Genomic DNA, 18,271 nt, shown 5'->3' on the forward strand with positions numbered 1-18,271 from the left:
ACAGGGCAGCGCCAACCTCAACGGTACCGGTAACGCACTCAACAACCAGATCAACGGTAACTCGGGCAACAATATCCTCGACGGTGGTGCCGGGGCAGACATCCTCACCGGAGGCGCAGGAGCCGACACGTTTGTGTTTGCAGCAGTCAATGAAATGGGTATAGGCGCCAACCGTGACACCATTACGGACTTCAACAGTCTGCAAGGCGATAAAATTGATCTTACGAAGTTTGACGCCAACTTGCTGAGTGCCGGTTTTAACGGCTTCAGCTTCATTGGTGCTGCTGACTTCACCGGCGCAGGCCAACTGCGCTTCGTCGATCACGTACTGTCGGGCAACGTCAGTGGCAACACCGGTGCGGACTTTGAAATCCAACTGGTAGGCGTAAACAACTTCAGCGCCAGCGATCTGGTGGCCTGATTCAACGCCCTCACCCGGCCTGCTTGCAGGTCGGGCAACAAAAACGCCCCGATTGATTCGGGGCGTTTTTATTTGCGTCGATCAAACCCGCAGGCCTAGGTCAAAACCCCGAGTTCCTTGGCCCGCGCCACCGCCTGCGTACGCCGCTCGACCCCCAACTTGCTGTTGATATGGCTCGCATGGGTTTTCACCGTGTGCAGCGAAATGAACAGCTGTTCGCTGATTTCCTGATTGGAACAGCCTTGGGCAATCAAACGCAGCACCGCCAGCTCCCGGCTGCTGAGTTGTTCAGCAGCGGCGGACTCAACCACTGGCCGAGTCGCCACCAGCGGAAAATGCGCCAATAACGGCTGTCCTGCCAACGCCGGTGAGGCGTGCAATTGGCTGCGTAACCAGTCCGGATATTCTCTGATCAGCGCGTCAAACGGCTGTATCACGCCGCCCGCCGCTGCTTCCAGCGCCTGACTCAATGCCTTACGCGCCTCCGGTTCGCGGCCGGTGCCCAGCAACAAGGCGACCTTCTGCGCCAGCGCCATGACACATAGCAACTGGCGACCGGTTTTCTGGCCGTTTTCCAGCAGCACATTCAGTCGCCCTTCGGCGAGCATCGGCTGGCCCTTGATCACATCAAGCAACGCCTGCTGCAGTTCGACGTGCAGCGGCAACTGTGGATGAAACTCCGGTGGCGCCGCTGCGCGCTCGCCGGTGTAGGTCTGCCCCAGACGTGCCAGCCAGGCTTCAGCCAGATCGGTACGGCCCTGCGCCAGCCACAGTTCGCATTTGACCAGGGTGATCATCGCCAGATAGTAGATCGGCGGCACATCCCAGATGTGCATCAGGCGCTCGGCTTCAGCGAGTTCGGCGAAGGCCTTGGCAAACTCGCCGGCGCTGCCGTCCAGACGGGCGATCACGCAGTGACCGATCAATACGCTGATATCGCGGCAGGCCCGCGCTTCGGCCAGACCGCTCAGCAATCGGGCTCGGGCCTGCTGCGGTTGCAGGCGCATCGACAGCAGAAAACCTTCATACAGCGTCAGCCGCGCACGCACCGCGTACAGACGTTGCGCCGACAGCCCGCGCAGACGATCAAGGCCCTGATGCACCTCATCGAGCGCACGCAGGATTTCTCCGCGCGACTGCAACACCCGCGCACGATCGTAATGCGCCAGCGCTTCAAACAACGGGTTGCCGACCCGCTGCGCCAGCTCAAGCGACTCGCGATTCAGGCCCCGCGCACGCCACAGGTCACCGTCGGCAATCGCCAGGTTGGACAGGGTCGACAGGCACATCAGACGCTGCCCGTAACGCTTCACCGGCAGGCTTTCCAGCGCCTCGCTGCAATAGCGCTGGGTCAGTTCGCGATGTCCGCGTCCACGGGCGATGATCCCGCTGAGCGCCAGCCACTGTGCAAGCATCGACTTCTGTGCGGAGGCCGACGGTGCCGGCAGAAACCGGCTCAGGTGACTGGAAAGCTCTTCGGCAGCGTCGAGCTGACAGGCCAGCCCCAGCGCCCAGCTGTACAGCACGATCAAGCGTGGCGTGCTGATCAGCAGGCTGTCGGGCAAGTCCATTTTCCAGCGCAGCAGCATGCCGACGTTCTGCTCGGCGAGCAGTTGTTCCTCGGACAGGTTCTGCACCAGATTGGCCGCCACATCCAGATGCCCGGCGCGTAACGCCTGTTCGACCGCCTCATCGAGCAGGCCCTGCGCATTGAACCAGCGGCAGGCACGCAAGTGCAGCGTGGCGGCGGGCACCATCGCCCGAGCGATGGGCCGGCTGCGCAGCAGATCGGAAAACAAATGGTGATAGCGATACCAGTGGCCGTGCTCGTCCAGCGGCACCAGAAACACCTGATGCGCCAACAGAAACCGCAGGATTTCGGCGCTGTCGTGGGCTTCGCGCACCGCGTCGCACAGCTCGCTGCAAAAGCGCTCTTGAGGGGCGGTGTCGTAGAGAAACGCCTGCACTTCGGCGGGCAGGCAGTCGATGACTTCTTCCAGCAGGTAGTCGCGAATCAGCCCTTCCCCGCCGTTCAGCGCTTGCGGCAACGCGGCCTCGCTACCGGCTTCGGATGCCGCCAGCAACCAGAAACGCAGCCCGGCCACCCAACCCTCGCTGCGCTGGATCAGGTTTTCCAGAGCCTCGCCGCGCAGGGAACTGCTGTGCCGATCAAGCAGGGTCAGGGCTTCGTCATGGGTCAGGCGCAGATCCTGTTCATGCAGTTCCAGCAGTTGCCGCGACAGGCGCAGGCGCGCCAGATGCCAGTCAGGGCGCTGGCGACTGGTGACCATGACCAGCAAGCCGTCAGGCAAATGATTGAGAAAAAACTGCAGGCAACGATCGAGCACCGGGCCTTGGGCGAGATGGTAATCATCGAGCACCAGCAGCAACGGCGCGGTGGGTTGCAGTTGCAGCGCCAACTCGTCGAGCAAGCCGTCGAGCCATTCTTCGAAGGCAAAGGGCTGATGGCGCTGACGCATCTTCAACAGGCCGAGCGCGCGACTGCCCAGATCCGGAAAGTAATCCTGCAGCCCTTCCAGCAACCGCTCGAGAAAGCGCCCCGGATCGTTATCCCGCGGGCTCAATCCCAGCCACAGGCTTTGCCAGTGCGCCGGCAGGCTTTGACAGAACTCCACCGCCAGCGAGCTCTTGCCGAAGCCGGCGGGGGCGCAAACCAGCAACAGACGTCCACCGAGCCCGGCGCTCAGGCGTTCACACAGACGCGGTCGCAACACATAGCCGTCGGGCAGTGGCGGACGAAAAAAACGTCCGTCCAGTGTCGCGACGGCAACGTTTGCAGGACCCGGAAGCGGGGACAGATCAGTCATGGCCGGCTCTTGTTTGAATGGCTGTTGGCGGCGTAGCAGATGTCCGCAGCCTAGCCTTAAACGTAGCGGTTATGAAGGTTGCTGCTACAAATGGCTACAAAAAGGTTCAGCCAATTACGCCGGGCAAAAAAACGCCCCGAACCAGTCGGGGCGTTTTTTCGAGGATGCGGCCTCGGGTCAAAGCTTAGCGGATACCGTCCTGGCCCAGGTTGCCCGGCTGGAATTCGCTCTTGGTGGCAGAGAAGCCGAAGTCATACGCCTGCTTCTCTTCGTTCTTCATGCCCAGTGCCAGGTAGCGACCCGATTGCAGGTCGTACAGGGCTTCCAGCGCGTACCACGGCACTTGCTTGTCGTAGTAGTCCTCGGCATGCGCCTCGGCCACACGCCACAGCTGACCGCGACCGTCGTAGTGGTCGATGACCGCTGCCTGCCAGGTGTCTTCGTCGATGTAGAAGTCACGTTTGGCATAGATATGGCGCTGACCCGGTTTCAGGGTGGCGACCACGTGCCAGACACGACGCAACTCGTAACGGGTCAGGTCCTGGTTGATGTGACCGGCCTTGATGATGTCGGTGTACTTCAGGTTTGGCGAATCGATCTTGTAGCTGTTGGAGGCAATATAGATCTCTTTCTTGCCATCCAGCGCCCAGTCGTAGCGATCCGGTGCACCGTTGTACATGTCGAGGTTGTCGGAAGTACGCAGACCGTCCGCCGCAGTACCCGGGCCGTCATAGGACACTTGTGGCGCCTGACGGACACGGCGCTGGCCAGTGGCATAGACCCAGGCCTTGCGCGGTTCTTTCACCTGATCGAGGGTTTCGTGCACCAGCAGCACGGTACCGGCCAGACGTGCCGGCGCAGTCACTTTCTGCTTGAAGTAGAACAGGATGTTGCCAGGGTTGGCCGGATCGTAGTCCTTCATCTTGTCGCGGAACACGAACTGGTCCTGGAAGTACACCAGGCTGAACGAGCCGTTGGTTTGCGGCGTCGCCTGGGTTACCAGACGGGTCACGCTGCCACCGCGATAACGGGTGATGTGGTTCCAGATCACCTCCAGACCGCTTTTCGGAATCGGGAACGGCACGGCGGTATCGAAGTTTTCCAGACCGTTGCCGCCGGCGACCAGATTGGTGGTGGTGGCGTTCTTCTTGATCGCGGCGAATACGCTATCCGGCACGGTCGAACCGCGATGGGACGGGTAAACCGGCATCTTGAAGGTGTCCGGGTAACGTTTGAACATCGCGTACTGGCCCGGAGCAAGCTTGGCCTTGTACTGCTCGACGTTCTGCGCGGTGATGGTAAACAGTGGTTTTTCACCGGCGTACGGGTCTGACAGGAAGCCCTTGCTGTCGACCGTGCCGGCATTCTTCGGCAGCGGTTTCCAGGCCGGGATCGAACCGTCGGCGTTGCCGGCCATTTCGGCGCCCATGGGTGTCAGGCTTTTGCCGAGCTTGTCGGCTTCGGCAGCAGGCACTGCCGCCATGACGCCGGTCGCCAGCAGCGAAAGCCCCAGAACACCCGCGTGGAACAGACTCTTTGTTATTTTCATATGTTTGTTCGTCCTGAAAAAACTGTGCTTAGAAGTTCACGCCAACGCTGAGTGCAACGAAGTCGCGATCATCAACCGTGCTGTAGCGACCACCAAAGAAGTTGGTGTAGTTCAGACTCGCGGTGTAGGTGTTCTGATATTCGGCATCCAGCCCGAGGCTGACGGCCTTGCGACCTTCCTCGAAGTTGCCGCCAGGGCCAGGCGAGTAACCTTTGACGTCATGGGACCAGGCCACGTTCGGCTTGAGGTTCACGCCGGCGAACACGTCGCTGTAATCCCAGATTGCCCGACCGCGATAGCCCCACGAGGTCGCGGTGGTGAAACCGTCGTTGTTGCAGTTGCTGGCCACGTTGCTGTTCGAAGCCCCGGCCCCTGCGCCATTGATGGTCGAGGTGTTGAGGATTTGCGAGCAGGTGTTGAGGCCGCCGGTCGACGGCAGTTCACCCGGACCGAACACCGGATCGCGGCCGTAACGGGCTTCGGATTTGCTTTCCAGACCACCGACGTGGGTCACGCCGACTTCACCTACCAGGGTCAGACGGTTGGCGCCCATCACCTGATCGAAGAAGTGCGTCAGGGTGGTTTGCAGTTGGGTGATTTCCTTGCGGTTGTAACCGTGCAGATCCTGGCCCGGCACGCCGTTGAGGATCGACGCATTGGTCAACGCGCCACCCAGCGGACGTACGCCGGCGAACAGAATGTCGGTGGAGTTCAACTGCACCGGCGCATTCGGCCGGTAGCTGACCTCGCCGCTCCACGCCGTGCCGGTAGGCAGGGTAGTGGAGAAGCTCAGACCGTAGAGGCGGATGTCTTCAGGGTATTCGATGAAGTATTCCGAATTGCCTGCCACCACCAGCGGACCCAGTGCCTGGAACGGCCCTGGCAATGCCTTGACGCCGTTATAGATCGACTGTGGCGCACCGGTGGCGCTGAAGATCGGCGCACGGCTGTGGTAGTTCATGAAGTAGGCGCCGAACTCGGTGGCCAGCGGGTCGAACATGTACTTGGCGGACACACCCCACTGCCCGCTGTCACGCGCATTGCGGTTGGGCGAACGACGCACCAGAACGCCCTCTTCGTTGACGTCCACGTTGGCAGCGGCCAATGGCCCGAGCGCAATACCCGGAATGGTCGAACGCTTGTTCAGTACCCGCAGGTTGTCGTCGCAACCGGTGGTGACGATGTCCGGCTGCGAGAAGAACGTGCCGCAGTTGTCGGTCACGGTCTTCTGCCAGTCGATCTGGTAGAAACCTTCGGCCGACAGGTTCTCGGTGAGACTCTGCGACACGTAGAACATGTTGACCGGAATCAAACCTTCCTTGATCTCGGCACCCGGACGGCGGAACGCGGACACGTCGATCGGGTTGATCGAGTTGATGCCGCCGCCGATGAAGGTACTTTCACCCCAGTTCACCACCTGCTTGCCCAGACGCACCGAACCCGGCTCATCGGCAATCGAGTAGTTGTGGTAGACGAAGGCGTCGAGGATCTGCCCGCCGGAAGAACGCGCTGCGACGTCGCGGTTGTGGTTGCTGACGTCCTTGTATTCCAGGTCCTGATTCTGCAGCGCGAAGTCGTACCAGTATTTGCCCCGGACGAAGACCCCGGTGTCACCGTATTTCAATTCGAGATCATGGATACCCTTGAAGATCTTCGAGAAGGCTTGCCCGCTCTTGAAGTTCAAGTGACCGTCGTCGGAGGTCTGGGACAAGCCCTTGCCGCCGTTGTTGACACCAATAAGATCCTTGTTCGGCTGCTGGGTCGAAACACTCATGCCCAGGGAGAGCGAGGAATCGAACTGGCCTTCGATTTCACCGACGTTGAAACTGACGCCGAATGCGGGCCCGGCGAGCGTAGAGGCAAGACTGACGGCCAGAGGCAGTTTAGCCCGGCGCCAGAACTGGTTTACTGATGTCATCGACGCTACTCCATGTGCATTATTGTTATGGCAGTGAGTACTTTTAAAAACGCCTGGAAGACCGGGAGCCAGTAGCCACCCGACGTCACTCCAAAATTGCATCGCCCCGTTTGTGCGTGTGCCCCGTTCTTAAAAATCCTTGAGCGGACTATAGCCAGCAGGTGGTACTGCTTGATCCCTCTAAAGTGTGATTTGCAGCTGCCGGCCACTCTGGAACAGTCCTTTCGCCAGTCCGACAGATGTCGGCCCGGCAAGGATGGCTGATTTTTTCGATTTCACAAGCCAAGCGCTTGCTTGGTGGGTCTGGCGCGCCGTTTTCGGCGCGCCAGCAGACGCTCAGAGCGTCGAGAGGAAGGTGCTGTTGTTGGCCTGCCATTCGGTGATGTCGAGGCGGATGCGCTTCTTGTCGAGTTTGCCGACACTGGTCTTGGGAATTTCCGTAACAAGGGCGATCTGGCTCGGAATCGCCCACTTGCTCAGGTGCCCCAGCTCCACGAATGGCTTGAGGTGTTCCTTGAGTTCGCGCGCGCCGATCTCGTGCCCTTCGCGGATCACCAGCAGGGCAAACGGCCGCTCGCCCCACTGCGGATCGGCAATCCCCACCACGGCTACTTCACGCACCGCCACATGACGGCTGATCAGGTCTTCGAGGTCCAGCGAAGAGATCCACTCGCCGCCGGTCTTGATCACGTCCTTGATGCGGTCGCGGATGTCGATCACGCCCATGCTGTCGAGCGTTGCCACATCCCCGGTGTGCAGCCAGCCACCGGCCCAGAGTTCGGCGCCCTTCTGTGGTTCGTTGAAATAGCCTTCGGTCAGCCACGGCGCGCGCAGCACCAGTTCGCCCTGAGTCTCGCCGTCGGCGGGGAGGAAGTTGCCGTCACCATCGACAATCGCCGCTTCCACCAGCGGCCCCGGCACACCGGCCTTGATCCGGTAAGTGGTGCGCTCGTCTTCGGTGCCGGCCATGAGTTCGTCGTTCAGATGCGCACACGAGACCAATGGCCCGGTCTCGGACATGCCGTACGCCGCCGTGAGCTGAATGCCCCGGGCCTTGGCGGTCTCGTACAGCGTGCGATTGAGCGCACTGCCACCGATGACAATCTTCCAGCCACCGAAATCGGTGCCTTGCGCGCCTTTGGCGTTGAGCAGCATTTGCAGGATGGTCGGCACGCAGTGGGAGAGCGTGACCTTCTCCTTGCGCCAAAGCTCGACGAGAAACTCCGGATCGTAACGCCCCGGGTAAACCTGTTTGAGCCCGAGCATGGTCGCCACGTACGGCAGGCCCCAGGCATGCACATGGAACATCGGAGTGATCGGCATGTACACATCGTTGGTACCGAGCAGGCGCACGCTGTCGATCGCGCCCATGATCGTCGACACGCCCATGGTGTGCAGCACCAGTTGCCGATGGGTGAAGTACACACCTTTCGGGTTACCGGTGGTGCCAGTGGTGTAGAAGGTGGTGGCGACCGAGTTCTCGTCGAAGTCCTGGAAGTCGTAATGCGGGCTCGCAGCGGCCAGCAGTTGCTCGTACTCGCCGACCAGATTCGGCAGCTCGGCGGTCTTTTCCGGCAGATCGGTCAGCAGCAGGGTTTTCTTTACCGTGGTCAGGTGCGGCGCGATGGCCTGATACAGCCCGACGAACTCGCTGTTGACCAGCACGAAGCGATCCTCGGCGTGGTTCATGGTGTAGAGGATCTGTTCCGGCGACAGGCGCACGTTGATCGTATGGATCACCGCGCCGATCATTGGAATGGCAAACATGCACTCGAGGTAGCGATGGCTGTCCCAGTCCATCACCGCCACGGTGTCACCCGCCTTCACCCCCGCCGCCGTCAACACATTCGCCAGCCGCGCAACCCGCTCGATCAGAGTCGGATAGCTGTAACGCAACTGGTCTCGGTAAATGATCTCGCGGGTTTTCTCGTAACGGGCGCCGGACATCAGCAGCCGTTTGATCAGCAATGGATACTGGTAGGCCCCATCGGCCGGGGGAATGACGCGAGTCTGCAACATATGAATCCCTTTTCTGGCTGCACGGTGTTGGCGTAGAGAGCGTTACTCTAGAGCCGTTATACCCCAGTCAAATCAGCCGAAGGAATGATTTGCACAGCCGTACAAATGCTAGCTTTGAGCCAGCATTTGCCGGTATTCAGCCCCACTCAGGCGGCTTGTCCTACAGCCGCTTCGGAAGGTGTGCGTGGGAAAGCTACGGCAGCGAGGAAGGTCAACGCGCCAAAACCCGCCAGAATCAGGTAAAGCCCGACGAAACCATGGCGCGGCTCGACGTAGGAAATCAGCGGGATCGCCGTTGCACTGGCGCCGAACGACAGGCAGTAACGCAGGGCGAACACCCGGGATTGCCACTGCGGTGCAACGAAATTGGCGACCATCGAGTCGTTCACCGTGACCTGGCCGAACACCACGAACATGAACGCCGCTCCAAGCACGATCACCGCCCAGCCATCGACATGGGCCATGCCGTATAACAGCGGTGCCTGAAACAGCGTGAGCACCAGAAACGGCCATTTCAGGCTGACCCGATGCAGCACCTGCCCGATGCTCAACTGCGCCACCGCGCCGAAGGCATACGCCAGGCTGACCACCACGCCAAGGGTTTGCGGCGAGGCGAACAGGTCATGCAAACGCTCCTGAAACAGCTTCGGATAGGTCATGGTGGTGGCGTTGAACACCACACCGCCGGTGGCCGTCGCCAGCGCCAGCACACCGAACACCATGAGCATCGAAATCTTCTGACCGGCAGCGCCTTTCAGCACGGTGTGCGGACGCTGCGGGATCGGCTCTTCACGCACCTGCAGGGCAAAACCGATACCCAGCACAATCGCCACCACACCCGGTAACACAAAGGCCGAGCGCCAGCCGAATTGCGCCACCAGCAACCCGGTGATCAGCGCCGAAAACGCCACGCCGAGGTTGCCCCACATGCCGTTGATGCCGATTTCCCGGCCACGGTTCTGCGCGTAGGCCACCAGCATCGCGGTACCCACCGGGTGGTAGATCGCCGCGAAAATGCCGATCAGGGTCAGCCCGATCACCAGCATCGTCGGGCTGCTGCTCAACCCGGTGAAGATCGCCGAGGCGCCGATGCCGAAGAAAAACACCAGCATCATCTGCCGCCGACTCCAGTGATCACCCAGCCAGCCGGCCGGCAGCGAACAGGCACCGAAGGCAATGAAGCCACCCAGTGACAGACCGATCAGCGCGGCGTAGTCGAGGCCGAAGGCCTGGGTCATGCCGAGCACGGCGGCGGGAAAAATCAGCATGAACATGTGATCAATCACATGGGCAGCGTTGACGTAGCGTATGACGTTTCGGGATTGATTCATGGCAGCACGCTTGAGTGTGTTGTGGGCGAATTGATATGAGCGGCCTATGCTAAGTTGGCGAAAAAGCGCATATCTGCCATTCAGGTCATCAAACCCGACATGTTGATCAGCCATTTCGAACACGGCCCGGTGAGTGCCTATCCCCGGGATTATCTGGACGGTGCCCACCAGCCGCTGCACCTGCACCGCGAGGCGCAGTTGCTGTATGCCGTCAGAGGGATCATGCGGGTGGTCACCGATCTTGGTGCCTGGGTGATTCCGCCGAGCCGCGCGGTGTGGATTCCGCCGCAGGTCGCGCACGAGATTTTCATGTCCGGCGATGTGCAGATGCGCTCGCTGTTCATCGCCCCCGAACTGTCACCGGCCAGCCTGCAACAGTGCTGTGTGCTGGCGGTGACGCCGCTGTTGCGCGAGTTGATCCTGCGCGCCGTGCAGGGCCCGCCGCATGCGGACAATCCGTTGATCCAGCAGTTGATGCTGGAAGAACTGGCCGGCCTGGAAAACCTGCCGCTGCACATTCCGATGCCCACTGACCGGCGCCTGCAAAACATCTGCCTGGCGTTGCTGCACACCCCCGATCACCCCAACACCCTGGAAGACTGGGCGCAGCAGGTCGGCGCCAGCTCACGCACTCTGGCGCGGCTGTTCCAGCGACAACTGAAGATGAGTTTCAACGCCTGGCGCCAGCAACTGCGCCTGATGGAAGCCCTGCCGCGCCTGCTCGCCGGGGACAGCGTGCAAAGCGTGGCACGGGACTTGGGCTACGGCAGCGCGCGGGCGTTCAGCGCGATGTTTCGCCGTTTGCTTGGAGAAAATCCCCGGGAGTACCTGAACACCCTGAGCAAGCTCAGCCAACTCGTGTAGGAATTCCCCATCTCCCCTGTGGGAGCGAGCTTGCTCGCGAAAGCAATCTTCCAGTCACCTGTGATATCGACTGATCCGACGCCTTCGCGAGCAAGCTCGCTCCCACAGTTTGATCGGGTTTCAGCTCTTAGTGCATCTCGGTGAAGGCGAGTTTCACGCCGATCGCGATCAGCACTGCGCCCATGGTGCGGTCGAACCAGTGGCCCATGCGGGCAAAACCGGCGCGCACGCGCTGCTGACTGAACAGCATCGCCACCAGGCAAAACCAGACAGCCGTCGCGACCGCCAGATAAACCCCGTAACCGGCCTGCACCGCCAGCGGCGTGTGCGGGTTGATCACCACGGTGAACAGGGAGAGGAAGAACAGCGTGGCTTTCGGGTTCAGGCCGTTGGTGACGAAGCCCGAAGTGAAGGCGCCGCGAGCGGTGCGCACGCCGGCTTCCTTGTGCAAGTCATCGGTGACGGTTTTCGCCGGCTGCGCGCGCAAAGCCTTGAAGCCGATGTACAGCAGGTACGCCGCCGCAGCCCATTTCAAGGCGTTGAACAGCACGATCGACTGCGACACGATCAGGCCGATGCCCAGCAGCGAATAGCCCACGTGCAGGAAAATCGCCGTGCCCACACCCAGCGCGGTCCAGGTGCCGGCGCGACGACCATGGGTCACGCTCTCGCGCACCACCACGGCAAAGTCCGGGCCGGGGCTGGCCACGGCCAACAGGTGGATCAGTGCAACGGTCAAGAACTCGGTCCAGTACATGGGGGCTCCTCTTTAATGAGTAAATACAATTCATCAACTGGCTCAAACCCTGTGGCGAGGGAGCTTGCTCCCGCTCGGCTGCGCAGCAGTCGTAACCTGAAACACCGGTGTGCCTGACACAGTACGGTGAATGGGTTTGGGTCTGCTTCGCAGCCCAGCGGGAGCAAGCTCCCTCGCCACAGGGTATTGCGGGCGCTGTGCGTAACGATTTGTTTCATCTGGTAGGCTCGGCAGATTACGCCTTCCGTTCCAAGCACAAAAGGTACAGTTGATGACGAACCCGCGCCGCGCCGTATTCCTCGATCACCCGTCACTGGATCTTGGCGATCTTGACCTCAGTCCGTTGCGCGCCTGCTTCAGCGACCTGCAACTGTTCGCCCAGACTGCGCCCGAACAGGTCAGCGAGCGCCTGCACGGTGCCAGCGTGGCGATCACCAACAAGATCCGCATCGACGCCGCCGCGATGGCCGCCAACCCGGATCTGCAACTGATCCTGATCACCGCCACCGGCACCAACAACGTCGACCTGGACGCGGCCCGCGCCCATGGCATCACCGTGTGCAACTGTCAGGGTTACGGCACGCCGTCGGTGGCGCAGCACACAATCATGTTGCTGCTCAACCTCGCCACCCGCCTGGCGGATTATCAGAAAGCCGTCGGCGAGGGTCGCTGGCAGCAGGCCAAACAGTTCTGCCTGCTCGACTACCCGATTGTCGAACTGGAAGGCAAAACCCTCGGTCTGCTCGGTCACGGTGAACTCGGCGGCGCGGTCGCGCGCCTGGCCGAAGCGTTTGGCATGCGTGTGTTGCTCGGGCAGATACCCGGCCGCCCGGCGCGCCCGGATCGTCTGCCACTGGCCGAACTGCTGCCGCAGATCGATGCCCTGACCCTGCACTGCCCGCTCAACGAACACACCCGGCACTTCATCGGCGCCCGCGAGCTGGCATCGATGAAACCCGGCGCGTTTGTGGTCAACACCGCTCGCGGTGGTTTGATCGACGAGCAAGCCTTGGCCGATGCCCTGCGCAACGGTCACCTCGGCGGCGCGGCTACCGATGTGTTGAGTGTCGAACCGCCGGTCAACGGCAATCCGCTACTTGCGGCGGATATTCCGCGGCTGATCGTCACCCCGCACAACGCCTGGGGCAGTCGCGAAGCGCGGCAGCGTATCGTCGGCCAATTGACCGAAAACGCTCAGGCGTTCTTCAGCGGTACAGCGCTGCGGGTCGTCAGTTGATAAACTGCGGCACTTTTTTTTCAAGGAGCAGTTATGGATCCGCGCAGTGAAGTACTGCTTCGTCAGGCCGAGTTATTCCAGGGTTCGCTGTTGCTGGCCGGCTTGCCTGCCGATGATTTGCTCGGGCGCCTGCCCAATGCGTTCGGCTGGTGCTGGCATGCCGGCGATCAAGCCGCCCTCGATGCGCGCTTCGAAGGTCGCAGCCATTTCGGTGTGAATGTGCCGGAGCGCGAATTCGACAGTGCCGTGGTGTTTCTGCCCAAGTCCAAGGATCTGACCGATTACATCCTCAATGCCGTGGCCGCACGTCTGTCCGGGCGCGAGGTGTTTCTGGTCGGGGAAAAACGCAGCGGTATCGAGGGTGCGTCCAAGCAGCTCAACCCGTTCGGCAAGCCGCGCAAACTCGACAGCGCCCGTCACTGCCAACTGTGGCAAGTCACCGTGGCCAATGCACCCGAAGCCAAATCGCTGGAAAGCCTGGCGCAGACTTATGAGCTGCCACTGGCCGAAGGCCCGTTGAAAGTCATCAGTCTGCCGGGCGTGTTCAGCCATGGTCGCCTGGACCGCGGCAGCGCTCTGCTGCTGGAGCATCTGGACAAATTGCCGAGCGGTCACCTGCTGGACTTCGGTTGCGGCGCCGGGGTGTTGGGCGCGGCGGTCAAACGGCGTTACCCGCACAATCAGGTGACCCTGCTCGACGTCGATGCCTTCGCCGCCGCCAGCAGTCGCCTGACATTGGCGGCCAACGGTCTGGAAGCCGAGGTGCTGACCGGTGACGGCATCGACGCTGCACCGATGGGTTTGAACGCGATACTGAGCAATCCGCCGTTCCATGTCGGGGTGCATACGGATTATTTCGCTACCGAGAACTTGCTGCGAAAAGCGGCCAAACATCTGAAAAACGGCGGCGAACTGCGCCTGGTTGCGAACAGCTTTCTGAAGTATCAGCCACTGATCGAAGAGCATCTGGGCGTGTGTGCGATCAAGGCCGAAGGCAATGGTTTCCGGATTTACCGGGCCAAGCGCGGCTGAAAATTTGTTCTTGCTCTATCGGTTTTGCGAAGGCAGAATCCGCTCCGTCCTAGGGGAGTAGTCTCCCACGAGCGCCAAGCTCGTCCGGCATACGTCAACATACTTGATCCTCAGATCATGGCGTATGCGACCCAAGCGTCCGCACCAGACGGATCGCAGGGTTTGACAAGACCTATGACACGCACACCTTACCCGGGGCGGGAAGGCTGTACGTGTCATAGCCGTGTCGACCCGCCCCTTAGGAAAATCCTGATGCTGGACTCGTTACTCGTTCCCACCGCAATCGTTGCCTTGGCCGAAATCGGCGACAAGACGCAACTGCTCGCGCTGATTCTCGCCGCTCGCTTTCGCAAACCCTGGCCGATCATTGCCGGTATTGTCGCTGCGACCCTGGCCAACCACGCAGCAGCCGGTGCGGTAGGCGCCTGGTTCGGCAGCTTCTTCTCAGACTCGGTCCTGCACTGGATTCTCGCCGCGAGCTTCACCGCCACTGCGCTGTGGACGTTGGTCCCGGACAAGATGGACGACGATGAAGCCAGCACCGCACGCAAGTTCGGCCCCTTCCTGACCACGCTGATCGCGTTCTTCCTTGCGGAAATCGGTGACAAGACGCAGATCGCCACCGTGATGCTGGCGGCGCAATATCCGGAGCTGTGGCTGGTGATCATCGGCACCACGGCAGGCATGCTGATTGCCAACGTTCCGGTGGTATTGGCGGGTAATTTTGCTGCGGAGAAATTGCCGCTGACCCTGATCCGTCGCCTGGCGGCTTCGGCGTTCTTCATTCTGGCGATCGTTGCGGTGTACAAGGCGATGCAGAGCAGTGGCTGGATTTAACCCCTGAGCCTTTCACATCATTGTGGCGAGGGAGCTTGCTCCCGCTGGGCTGCGAAGCAGCCCTGATACTGCCAATGCGATCAAACATGAACACCGCATTGGCAGGGTTTGCGACGGCTGCGCCGCCGAGCGGGAGCAAGCTCCCTCGCCACAAAATCAAGTTCGCCTTGCCTTGGTGCTGATCAGGATTTCGGGGCTTTTTCGTACAGCGGCATCACCTTCGGAATCGCCGCCTGCAGCGAGGCGATCCGGCTGGCCGAGGCCGGGTGGGTGCTCATGAATTCCGGCGGTGCGCCTTCCGAGGCCTTGCTCATCTTGTCCCACAGGGTGATCGCCGCGTTCGGGTTGTAGCCGGCGCGAGCGGCCAGCTCCAGACCGATCAGGTCGGCTTCGTTTTCGTTGCCGCGGCTGTTGGGCAAGGTCATGCCGTATTTGGCCACGGCGTCGGCCAGCGCCAGGCTGTCCTGACCCAGACCGAACAACGCACCGGCACCCTGCTTGGCCATCTGAATCGCGTAGGCCTTGGACATCGCTTCACGTCCGTGCTCGCGCAGGGCGTGGGCGATTTCATGGCCCATGACTGCGGCGATTTCATCGTCGGTCAGCTTCAGGCTGTCGATCAGCCCGGTGTAGACAATGATCTTGCCGCCAGGGCCGCAGTTGGCGTTGAGCTCATCACTCTTGATCAGGTTGACCTCCCACTGCCATTGCGCGGCGTCGGGGCGGAAGGTCGGCGCCTGGGCAATCAGCCGGTTGGCAATCGCCTGAACCCGCTTGGCCTCCGGGCTGGTCTTGTCCAAAACACCTTTGCTCGACGCTTCGCCAACGGTCTTCTGATAGGACTGGGCATACATCTGGTCGACCTCTTGCGAGGACAGCAGGCTGGACATGTACTGCTTGCGCTCGACGCCCACCGCGCCGCCGCTGGTGGTGTTGACCGACTGACAACCTGCCAGCAACAGCGCTGCGCTCAGTGCACTTACAACCAATGTCTTGTTCATTCAAAAGCTCCCTGAAAACATGCCGCGTATCGTAGGGGGTCAATTGTATCGACGCCAGATACAACAGACGCGTTGCATGCACTTTCAGAAATTGGCCGCTGCCCCTGTAGGAAAAAATTCACACGCCTGCGCAAGTCCTGCACAGCTGCGCCGCACACTGATCCATTTGCGACATCTGCCGCGCATTGCTTCGCACCGCCCTCATGGCGCAATGCCTGCTGCCGATACAACAGCGCAGACGTCCTCTTGCGTGCGGAGCTCCCATGAAGTTCAAGTCTATCCAGTTTTCCGTCGCCGCCCTGGCCGGCGCCATCGTGCTCAGTGTGGTCGCCGCGCTGGTGCTGTACGCGCTGTTTTCCGGTGCCCGCACGCAAGACATGGTGCAACAGCGCACCCAGGCGCAGTTCGAACAAGTCATCGAACAACGCCTGACCTCGCTGGCGCAGACTCAGGTCAGCCAGATCCAGCGCGAACTCGAAGCGCCGCTGCTGATTGCCGGCGGACTGGTGCGGGTCAACGCGCTACTCGGCACGCCGGGCGCCGACGGCCAGCCGCGACTGACCATCAGCCGCGAGCAACTGATCAGCCTGATCAAGGAGAACGTCGAGCAGAACCCGAAAATTCTCGGCACCTACATCGGCTGGGAAAAAAACGCACTGGACCACAATGACGCGGCCTACGTCGGCACCCGCGTGGTCGGTATCGACGCGGCCAACGGACGCTTCCTGCCCTGGTGGTTCCGCAATGACGACGGCACCCTGGGCCTGGACAAACTGGCGGACGTCGACGACCAGAAAGTCCTGTCCACTGGCGTACGGGCCAGCGAGTACTACCTGTGCTCGAAAGAGAGCAAGAAATCCTGCGTGATCGATCCGGCGCCGTACAAGGTCGGCGACAAGATCGTCATGCTCGCCTCCTTTATTGAACCGATCATGCTCAACGGCGCATTCCAGGGCATCGTCGGCGCCGACCTGTCGGTGAACTTCATCCAGGAAATGCTCCTCGGTGCCAACCAGAAACTGTACAGCGGCGCCGGACAAATGGCCCTGATCGGCGGCAACGGCCGGATCGTCGCCTACACCAAGGACCCGAGCAAATTTGGCGAGAAAGTCAGCGACATCCTCGACGCCGAGCAGATCGCCAACATGGCCAACCTCAAGCGCGGCGAAGTCACCTACTCGGTGAACAAAGACAAGGGCCGCATCGAACTGTACCTGCCGTTCGGCATCGGCCAGACCGACGCGCGCTGGACGCTGATGCTGCAACTGCCGTTGAACGCGGTGATGGCCGATCTGCAAAAACTCCAGGCCGATCTCGACGCCCAGCGCAAATCCGACACCTTTGGCATGGCCATGGTCGGCCTGATCATTGCCGCCATCGGTCTGCTGGTGATCTGGCTGGTGGGTCACGGCATCGCCCGACCACTGAAGCAAATGGTCGCCATGCTGGATGACATTGCCAAAGGTGAAGGCGATCTGACCCGTCGTTTGAGCAGTGATCGCAGTGATGAACTGGGCTCGATTGCCAAGGGCTTCAACACCTTCCTCGCCAAATTGCAGGCGATGATCACGCAGGTGGTGACGTCGGTGCAGAGTGTCAGCGATTCCTCCGAGCACACTGCCGACATCGCGATCCGCACCAACATCGGCATTCAGAAACAAATGGCCGAGATCGATCAGGTCGCCACCGCGGTGCAGGAAATGACCGCCACTGCGCAGGACGTGGCGCGCAACGCTACCCAAGCGGCTCAGGCAGCGAGCCATGCGGATCAGGCCGCCGGTCAGGGCATGCAGATCGTCCGTGATACGTCGAACTCGATTGGTGCGCTGGCGCTGGAAATCGGCAAAGCGGTGGACGTGGTGCGGACGCTGGCCAAGGACAGCGAAAACATCAACGCGATTCTCACCGCGATTCGCGGGATCGCCGAGCAGACCAACCTGCTGGCGCTGAACGCGGCGATCGAAGCGGCGCGGGCCGGCGAGCAGGGTCGCGGCTTTGCCGTGGTGGCGGACGAGGTGCGCAATCTGGCGCAGAAGACCCAGAAGGCCACCGAAGAAATCCAGAGCATGATTCAGCAACTGCAACAGGGCACCCGCGATGTGGTGCGGGTCATGGAGGACAGCCAGAACCGCACCGACGAAAGCGTGCAGCACGCGGCGAAAGCGGCCGAGGCGCTGGAGACGATTACTCAGGCGGTGTCGGTGATCAATGACATGAACACGCAGATTGCCAGTGCTGCTGAAGAGCAGAGCGCAGTGGCCGATGACATCAACCGCAACGTGATCAATATCGGTCAGGTGGCGAATGAAGTCGCGGGCGGTGCGGATGAGTCGAGTTCGGCGAGTGCCGGCCTGACGAAATTGGCGGAGCAGCAGCGGCGGTTGATCAATCAGTTCAAGGTCTGATCCAAAGGCCCCTTCGCGAGCAAGCCCGCTCCCACAGTAATTTTGCGGCGTTCACAAAACCTGTGGGAGCGG

Annotated in this window: 12 protein-coding genes, 1 pseudogene and 1 riboswitch; of the genes and pseudogenes, 6 read left to right on the forward strand and 7 right to left on the reverse strand. The window is 61.2% G+C overall.

From position 1 onward, the window contains the following. Positions 1–421: pseudogene (locus tag M0814_RS26140) on the forward strand (metalloprotease); the annotation flags it as partial. A 95-nt stretch (positions 422–516) separates the two neighbouring features. Here M0814_RS26140 and M0814_RS26145 read toward each other — a convergent pair. The 5 genes from M0814_RS26145 to M0814_RS26165 all read right to left on the reverse strand — a co-directional run bounded on the left by M0814_RS26145 (position 517) and on the right by M0814_RS26165 (position 10,066). Continuing rightward, on the reverse strand, positions 517–3,249 hold the full coding sequence (locus M0814_RS26145; protein ID WP_103485763.1) for a LuxR C-terminal-related transcriptional regulator: 2,733 nt from the start codon (positions 3,247–3,249) through the stop codon (positions 517–519). Between the two features lie 184 nt (positions 3,250–3,433). Further along, positions 3,434–4,798 (reverse strand): DUF1329 domain-containing protein, encoded by a 1,365-nt coding sequence (locus tag M0814_RS26150; protein ID WP_003228077.1) that lies wholly within the window; start codon positions 4,796–4,798, stop codon positions 3,434–3,436. A gap of 28 nt (positions 4,799–4,826) precedes the next feature. Next, on the reverse strand, positions 4,827–6,716 hold the full coding sequence (locus M0814_RS26155; protein WP_003228078.1) for a DUF1302 domain-containing protein: 1,890 nt from the start codon (positions 6,714–6,716) through the stop codon (positions 4,827–4,829). Between the two features lie 336 nt (positions 6,717–7,052). Further along, positions 7,053–8,735, reverse strand: coding sequence for a fatty acid--CoA ligase (locus tag M0814_RS26160; RefSeq protein ID WP_103485762.1), 1,683 nt, complete (start codon positions 8,733–8,735; stop codon positions 7,053–7,055). Positions 8,736–8,881: 146 nt separating this feature from the next. After that, positions 8,882–10,066: an MFS transporter gene (locus M0814_RS26165; protein WP_103485761.1), complete on the reverse strand. Its 1,185-nt coding sequence runs from the start codon at positions 10,064–10,066 to the stop codon at positions 8,882–8,884. Between the two features lie 99 nt (positions 10,067–10,165). Here M0814_RS26165 and M0814_RS26170 point away from each other — a divergent pair, with 99 nt between their 5' ends. Beyond that, positions 10,166–10,930: a helix-turn-helix transcriptional regulator gene (locus M0814_RS26170; RefSeq protein ID WP_103485764.1), complete on the forward strand. Its 765-nt coding sequence runs from the start codon at positions 10,166–10,168 to the stop codon at positions 10,928–10,930. 127 nt (positions 10,931–11,057) lie between these two features. On the opposite strand, the gene M0814_RS26175 is transcribed toward M0814_RS26170, so the two are convergent. After that, on the reverse strand, positions 11,058–11,687 hold the full coding sequence (locus tag M0814_RS26175) for a LysE family transporter (protein ID WP_003228086.1): 630 nt from the start codon (positions 11,685–11,687) through the stop codon (positions 11,058–11,060). A gap of 271 nt (positions 11,688–11,958) precedes the next feature. On the opposite strand from M0814_RS26175, the gene M0814_RS26180 reads away from it, so the two are divergent. From M0814_RS26180 to M0814_RS26190, 3 genes are all read left to right on the forward strand, one after another. Continuing rightward, positions 11,959–12,924, forward strand: coding sequence for a 2-hydroxyacid dehydrogenase (locus tag M0814_RS26180; protein WP_103485760.1), 966 nt, complete (start codon positions 11,959–11,961; stop codon positions 12,922–12,924). Positions 12,925–12,957: 33 nt separating this feature from the next. Next, positions 12,958–13,956 (forward strand): class I SAM-dependent methyltransferase, encoded by a 999-nt coding sequence (locus M0814_RS26185; protein ID WP_103485759.1) that lies wholly within the window; start codon positions 12,958–12,960, stop codon positions 13,954–13,956. Positions 13,957–13,996: 40 nt separating this feature from the next. Next, a riboswitch (yybP-ykoY riboswitch) is annotated at positions 13,997–14,119 on the forward strand. 89 nt (positions 14,120–14,208) lie between these two features. Next, positions 14,209–14,793, forward strand: a complete 585-nt coding sequence (locus M0814_RS26190; RefSeq protein ID WP_003228090.1) for a TMEM165/GDT1 family protein — start codon at positions 14,209–14,211, stop codon at positions 14,791–14,793. A gap of 182 nt (positions 14,794–14,975) precedes the next feature. Here the strand turns inward: M0814_RS26190 and M0814_RS26195 are convergent, their stop codons facing one another. Then, positions 14,976–15,794 carry a M48 family metallopeptidase gene (locus M0814_RS26195; RefSeq protein WP_103485757.1) on the reverse strand — a complete coding sequence of 273 codons (819 nt, stop codon included), beginning with the start codon at positions 15,792–15,794 and terminating at the stop codon, positions 14,976–14,978. Positions 15,795–16,057: 263 nt separating this feature from the next. On the opposite strand from M0814_RS26195, the gene M0814_RS26200 reads away from it, so the two are divergent. Further along, positions 16,058–18,199 carry a methyl-accepting chemotaxis protein gene (locus tag M0814_RS26200; RefSeq protein ID WP_103485756.1) on the forward strand — a complete coding sequence of 714 codons (2,142 nt, stop codon included), beginning with the start codon at positions 16,058–16,060 and terminating at the stop codon, positions 18,197–18,199. Positions 18,200–18,271: the final 72 nt, after the last annotated feature.

The sequence above is a fragment of the Pseudomonas sp. MWU12-2020 genome, assembly GCF_023100605.1.
GTDB lineage: Bacteria > Pseudomonadota > Gammaproteobacteria > Pseudomonadales > Pseudomonadaceae > Aquipseudomonas > Aquipseudomonas fluorescens_H.